Annotated in this window: 6 protein-coding genes and 1 other annotated feature; of the genes, 2 read left to right on the top strand and 4 right to left on the bottom strand. The window is 33.6% G+C overall.

The window, feature by feature from the left end:
* Positions 1 to 566 precede the first annotated feature (566 nt).
* The 4 genes from ABUA27_RS11585 to ABUA27_RS11570 all read right to left on the bottom strand — a co-directional run bounded on the left by ABUA27_RS11585 (position 567) and on the right by ABUA27_RS11570 (position 5,945).
* The gene (locus ABUA27_RS11585) at positions 567 to 2,273 is read right to left on the bottom strand and encodes a carbon starvation CstA family protein (protein WP_349820755.1); all 1,707 of its coding nucleotides are present in this window, start codon (positions 2,271 to 2,273) and stop codon (positions 567 to 569) included.
* A gap of 73 nt (positions 2,274 to 2,346) precedes the next feature.
* Positions 2,347 to 2,581 (bottom strand) — a binding site (T-box leader).
* A 147-nt stretch (positions 2,582 to 2,728) separates the two neighbouring features.
* Positions 2,729 to 3,676 carry a hypothetical protein gene (locus ABUA27_RS11580; RefSeq protein WP_317375246.1) on the bottom strand — a complete coding sequence of 316 codons (948 nt, stop codon included), beginning with the start codon at positions 3,674 to 3,676 and terminating at the stop codon, positions 2,729 to 2,731.
* 9 nt (positions 3,677 to 3,685) lie between these two features.
* Positions 3,686 to 3,832 carry a hypothetical protein gene (locus ABUA27_RS11575; RefSeq protein ID WP_349820754.1) on the bottom strand — a complete coding sequence of 49 codons (147 nt, stop codon included), beginning with the start codon at positions 3,830 to 3,832 and terminating at the stop codon, positions 3,686 to 3,688.
* A gap of 238 nt (positions 3,833 to 4,070) precedes the next feature.
* Positions 4,071 to 5,945 carry a PTS fructose transporter subunit IIABC gene (locus ABUA27_RS11570; protein WP_349820753.1) on the bottom strand — a complete coding sequence of 625 codons (1,875 nt, stop codon included), beginning with the start codon at positions 5,943 to 5,945 and terminating at the stop codon, positions 4,071 to 4,073.
* Positions 5,946 to 6,094: 149 nt separating this feature from the next.
* Here ABUA27_RS11570 and ABUA27_RS11565 point away from each other — a divergent pair, with 149 nt between their 5' ends.
* Both ABUA27_RS11565 and ABUA27_RS11560 read left to right on the top strand, forming a co-directional pair.
* Positions 6,095 to 6,379 carry a hypothetical protein gene (locus ABUA27_RS11565; protein WP_281076060.1) on the top strand — a complete coding sequence of 95 codons (285 nt, stop codon included), beginning with the start codon at positions 6,095 to 6,097 and terminating at the stop codon, positions 6,377 to 6,379.
* 104 nt (positions 6,380 to 6,483) lie between these two features.
* Entirely contained in the window at positions 6,484 to 6,936 is a 453-nt protein-coding gene (locus ABUA27_RS11560; protein ID WP_349820752.1) for a TetR/AcrR family transcriptional regulator, read from the top strand.
* Positions 6,937 to 6,958: the final 22 nt, after the last annotated feature.

Genomic DNA, 6,958 nt, shown 5'->3' with positions numbered 1-6,958 from the left:
TTTTCTAAATTATTCAAACTTGTTTTTAAGTTTGTCTTTTTTTATACGTTTTGATTGATTTTTGTTTCACACTTTCCTCCCTCAATAACCTTAGGTATTATATAGTATTTATCAAAAGAGGGACAACTATTTTCTTAATAAGAAAAAAGACACGACTCCTAAGAATCGTGTCTGAATATATAAAACAAAGTGCCCCGGTTCTAGGAACCAGCATGCTCTACATGACTAGTTATAGAACATGCTTTAGGGCAGTTTGCTGTGTCCGCTCTCTAGACACAAGTCTATTTTAAGAAACATTTTTTTACTCGTCAATACCCTTTTGTAAATTTCTTTTAATATGTAACAGTATTATAGTTATTTATGATTTTAACAATTACAAAACTGGCATTATTTCTCATTTTTATGATTGAACAATCCTAATATTTGTGTTTATCCTAAGTGTAATGATTATATCGATATAATCCTTTTTTATAAATATATGAGTATGTGTAAAGTTATTCCGTGATTAAATTTTCACTTTTCAAGACATGAAAAAAAGCCCCTAGATGTAGGGACTTTAGTATAAATTATTCAGCTTTTGAATTAACTAACTTACCAGTTGAATGGAAAGTAATCATAAGTCCAAGAGCGACTAATAATACGGCAACAACTAACTGTAAACCATCTGTCATAATCATAAATCCACCAGCAACAAATAGCTTCATTACAATTGCATAGATAGCCTGCACTAAAGCTGTCATAGTAACAATGAACATTAATACCATTGGTACATATAACATGAAACCTTTTCTTCCAGTAACCTTTAAGAATACAACAAGTGAGATTAATACCATTGCAGCAAGTAACTGGTTTGCTGAACCGAATAATGGCCAGATGTTAACATATCCGCCTAAGCTTAATAAATAACCAAAAAAGAGTGAAATAAGTGTTGAAACGTATTTATTAGTTAAGACAGATACTAACTGTGATGGAGTTTCTCCTTCTTCTACTTCGAAGAATTCCTGGAAAGACATACGTGAGATTCTAGCTACTGCATCAAGAGAAGTTAATGCAAGAGCTGAAACAAACATAGTCATGATACAAAGTCCCCAAGACTGTGGTAAACCAAGCTGTGCTACTAAGCCAGTAACACCAGCAGAGAACTTAGTGAAAGGTGTAGCTGTATCAGCTAAAGCCATATTAGCAAGAGCTGTATCTAAGACACCAGTCTGTTTTAAGTTTGGTAATGAACCAACGATAACGATAACTAATACTGCAAGTAATGATTCTAACAACATTGAACCATAACCAACCTGAAGCATATCTTTTTCATTCTTAATCATCTTAGAAGATGTTTCTGAAGATACAAGTGAATGGAAACCAGATACGGCACCACAAGCGATAGTTACGAATAATGTTGGGAATAAGTAACTTCCTGTAGCTGATTTGAATCCAGTGAATGCTGGTACAGTAACAGTTGGGTTACTCATAAATACACCTACAACTGCTGCTGCAATCATACCGATGAATAGGAATGTAGTTAAGTAGTCACGTGGACCTTTTAATAACCACATTGGTGTAACAGATGCAAAGAAAATATACACGAATACTAAATAGATCCAAGTTTGTTTAGTTGCATATACTGGGAATTTGATACCAACTGCAAGCATTGCAACGATTAATACAATTCCAAGTACAACTTTTGGCCAACCTTCAAGGTTAACTTTACGTAATAATAAACCAAATGCCATAGCAACAAATACATAAAGAATAGAGATAGAAGCAGCACTGGCATTAGGTGCAAGCTTAGCTCCTTCAGCACTGAAACCATTGAATGTTCCAGCAACCATGTCTGCAAAAGCAGCAATAACGATTAATGTGAAGACCCAGCAGAATAAGAAGAATAATTTCTTACCAGTTCTACCAATGTATTTTTCGATAATCTGACCCATTGACTTACCTTCAGATTTAACTGAAGCATAAAGTGCACCGAAGTCCTGTACAGCACCGAAGAATACACCACCGATGACTACCCATAAGAATGCAGGTAACCAACCAAACATCATAGCCATAACTGGTCCAGTAACTGGTCCAGCACCAGCGATAGATGAGAACTGATGAGCAAAGACTGTCCATTTATTAGTTGGTACATAGTCTACGCCATCTTCTTTTGCAACAGCAGGTGTTGTTGCATTAGGATCAATACCCCAAGTTTTTACTAAATAGCGACCATAACATAGATAGGCTACTACTAGGATAAGGGCTGCTAATCCAAGTAAAAGTAAACCATTCATAAATAAATTCCCCCCAGAATTACTTTATACATATAAAACAGATATAAAAAAGGCTTTCGTCTTAGAATGACCTGCCTAAGACGAAAACCTTCGTTTCCGCGGTACCACTTAGATTGTGATTTACATCACCACTTCACATCCCATGAATGCTATTTCTTTAACGCAGAAATTACGGATTTCTTTACTATTATTTTCAAGAAAACAGCTCACAAGGGATGGTCCCATAATCATTACCTGCATCCTTTCCACCAACTGGATGCTCTCTATAGGAAGCGGATTAGAAATCGTATCTTGTTCATCGCTCTGTTTCGTATGTATGTTTATATAATAGTCTGATATTTTCATTTGTCAACAGTTTATTTCGAAAAAAGCAAATTTATTTATATGTTTTATGTTTATCATAAATGTAAGCGTATGTTACATGTCAAACTATAACAAATATACATAGAGAAATATTACCTATACTTGGATTTAATATATTGTTTAATAGCTTCCATATACTCCTCTTCATTATCATAATACTTTGGATCTACATCATACATATCAGAAGGGTCATAGTATTCTTTCCATTGTTTACGTAAATCATCAAGATAATCTAATTCACGATCATACTGTGTAGGATCAACTGAACTAAATGAATTATAGAAATTATGTTTATCTTCCCAAGATTTTTTATCATCTTCAGATACATCACCCTCTTGAGAAACTTCTACTATATTATCCAAATGATACTCAACAGAGTTTGGACGTTTTCTAGACATTTGTTTTAATGCTTTATTGCGATAATCATCCATATCATCAGACTTTAAAACTTCTTCATCTAATTCTGCATCAAGACTTGCAACATAGTCTTTCCACTCATTGACAGCTTCTACATAGTCTTCTTCATCACTAAACTCACTTGGATCAACAGGATATTGATGATTTGGATCATATAGTTCTAACCAATGTATTCTTTCACTTATTTCATAAAAATATTCATCAGGTGAATCATAATCTAGAGGATCAATACAATAAAATTCATTTTCAGGATCATACTTCTCTTTTATTTTCTTTGTTAGAGCATCTAGATAAGTATCTTCATTTTTATAGTTTTGTGGATCAATATCAAAGTCACCATATCTAGATACTTCTTCAATCCATTCAAGGTGTTCTAAACATATATTAACTGCTTTTTCATAGTCTTCAAAATTATCATATTTAGTTACATCAACATAATAATCACATTCATCAAATGGATCTGCTTCAGATTTCCAATCATCACGTAGTGCATTTAAATAGTTTTCTTCAGTATTATACCAATCTACATCAACGTAAAATCGTTGATGAGAATTATATTTTCTGACCCATCGATCTTTGTTTAGATCTTTAATTGTTTGAAATAGTGTTGATATTCTTCCCATAGTATCACCTTAATCTTCTATTGCTTCTCGATAATCCTCTAAAGAATTATAATCATATAGTTTTATATTGAAATAATGGTCTGTATTATATATTTCAGCCCACTTGTCTTTATTTACCATATTAAGTAATTCATGCAATAGTAATAATTTATTCATTGCTTCACCTCATTTATTTAATTATATAAAGTTTTTACTTATACCTCCATGAGAAACGTAAAATGTAAAATTTTTCTTGTGTCCATCTAAACTTTTGTGCTTTTTCTTTTTCATAATAATTGACTTACTGTGCCATATAGTTTTATATTACTTTTGTGATTAGATTGCAGATACTCGTGAAGCCTGCAATCGCGGGAGGTGCCAAGGCGCCTCTTTTTTTACGTCAAAAAAGCCTGAGTTAATTCTCAGACTTGTGTGTAAATGTAATAATAAGACCTGCTACAATTGTACCAGCTAGAAGTGCTATGACATACTTAAATGGATTAGTCATGAGATAGATCACCCAGATACCACCATGAGGTACCTTTATACCACATTTATAGTATGCAGATAATGCGCCTGTAATGAATGAACCTAAGATACATGCAGGTAGGATGTGCTTTTGATCCTTCTTCATAAAAGGAATGGCCCCTTCTGATACAAATGATAAGCCCATGATAATATTCTTTAAAGTAGTACCTCTTTCTTCTTGAGTCCATCTTTCCTTAAATATAAGTGTAGAGAAACCAATCGCAAGAGGTGGAATCATACCAGCACCCATTACAGCAGCCATGATCACATCTGAATTAGGGGCTTGAGTAAAGACTAAAGCATTCGCAAATAGATAAGCAAACTTATTAATAGGTCCACCCATATCAATAGACATCATCGCACCAAGTGATGCACCAATAATAACGACTGAAATAAGAGGCAGATCATAGAGATGATCGATAATGAGTGTATGACACTTAACTAAATATGTATTAAGTACTATCATCGCTATACCAGATGCAAGTATACCTAATACTGGATAAAGTAAAACTGGTTTAATACCATCAAACATATCAGGAATATTCTTAAACAATCTTTTTACTGCAAGTACTAAGTATCCAGCAAGAAAACCTCCTACTATAGCTCCTAAGAAGCCTGATGAGTTTGCTAGAGCGTCATATGGGTTATAAGTCCAATTTAATGAAAAACCACTATAGGCAATATAACCACATACTAGTCCTGGTCCTAAGGCTGGACGATCCGCAATACTCATCGCAATATAGCCTGAAAATACAGGTAAAACAAATAAATAGAGAATATTTCCAAGTACATTCAAAATATCAAAGTACTGTGTATGTTCAAGAAATGTAAAACCAAGTGCAAATACACTCATAAACCCTGCAGCCACTAGAATAGGTAAAGCATGAGAGAAACCATTCATTAAATGTTTATAAGGAATATGCCATCCCTTTTCCTGATTATTTTCTACTTTTATTTTTTCACCCTTATAGACTGGTACTCGTTGATCTAAGATAATCTGAATAAGCTTTTCTGGTTCATCAATCCCTCTTGCCACAGGACAACTATAAAGTGGTAAACCATTAAAACGGTTTAAAGAGATATTCTTATCAGCCGCAATAATAACACCCTTTGCGTTTTCTATATCTTCTTGAGTGAGTTCATTCTTAACCCCTACTGAACCCTGTGTTTCTACTTTAATAGATACACCCATTTCTTTAGCTTTCTTTTCTAATGCTTCTGCAGCCATATAAGTATGTGCAATTCCTGTAGGGCAGGCAGTGACTGCTAAGACTTCTGGATGTTCTACTGTTTCTGCTTCATGTTTAGCACTTTGTGCTAAATCAATAATAGATAAGAATTCTTCAGGTGTTCCTGCATTCTTTAAATCTTCACAGAAATCATGATCCATAAGTAATGTAGATAATTCACTTAATACCTGTAAATGTAAATTTTCGCCATTATCCGGTGCCCCAATCAAGAAAATAAGAGTCGTAGGCTGCCCATCCATAGACTCATAATCTACACCCTCAGGTAGTGTCATTGCCGCAATACCTGCTTGAGTAATCGCATTTGTTCTTGCATGAGGAATCGCAATACCATCTACCATACCTGTAGTAGAAAGATTTTCTCTTTCTATAACTGCTTCTTTATATACTTCTTTATCAGAGACATTACCCTGTCTATACATTAAAGATACCATTTGTTCAATTGCATCCATCTTGCTAGAGGCATGTCCATGAATCTTGATGGCTTCTTTACTCATCAAATCTGTTATTTTCATATTCTTCTCCTAGTTATGATATACATGCATTCTAGCATAATTTTGTGTAAATAAGTACAGTAATATTATGTTTATAAGAAATTACTTTTCTTATTATTTAACAGTTACAAGTAAAAGAACTATAATGAAAGAAGAAAGAAGGTGTTACTATGTATGCAGTCATTTATGGAGACAATGAAAATGGAGAAAACATTGAAGTAGAAGGACTATTTCAAACACACGCTGAAGCAGTGAAGGCATTGTATGAGAGTGCTTCTAAGAGCTTTAATTCTATGAATATTGATATAGAATCTTGTGTTGATGATGAATATGACTGGAGTCCTCGAGGAGAAATACACAAAGAAAGTGCCTGGGCTAATAGTGGCGGTAAAGATGGATATGCTTTGTTTTGGAATGTGATAGAGATAGATGATAGAGCTTTTCAAAACAAATAAATGTCAAATTTGACATATAAAGCGAAAAGTTTCAACTCCAAAAGAGTTGATGCTTTTTTATTGCCTTAAAATAAGGTAAAATTGAATTAAAGGCGGATCACGATATGAAAAAAGAAGCGAAAAAAAGACTTTATGAAAGCACTGTGGAATTACTAAAGGAGAGTGATTATGAAGATCTGACAATAGGAAAGATATGTCATAATGCTGATGTGTCGAGGCAGGCATTTTATCTCCATTATCGTTCTAAGGATGATGTTTTAAAGGAAATATATTTTAATCTATTTAAATATACTTATCTAGATAGAATAGAAGACAAAGACTATATAGAGTCTGATGATTTTATTATGAAAGTAATTGATGTCTATGAAGCGCATGCAACCATATTCATTACATTAGAGAAGTGGTATTACCAGGATTTTTTATCAAAGGAGAAGCAGCGTATTCTAGATGAAGTCTCTCTTCGTGAATTTGATAATCCATTTATTGAGAAGTACTGTAAATATTTCATAATTTCCTCCATTTCCCCGCGCCTTCGTTGCGCGGACACAAATATATAACCAAACTCAAATCCCCCAAAAC

The organism is Catenibacterium sp. RTP21428st1_D7_RTP21428_210409 (assembly GCF_040227455.1).
Classification (GTDB): Bacteria; Bacillota_I; Bacilli_A; order Erysipelotrichales; family Coprobacillaceae; genus Catenibacterium; species Catenibacterium mitsuoka_A.
The sequence above is the reverse complement of the archived record's forward strand: the minus strand, read 5'-3'. Positions and strand labels throughout refer to the sequence as shown.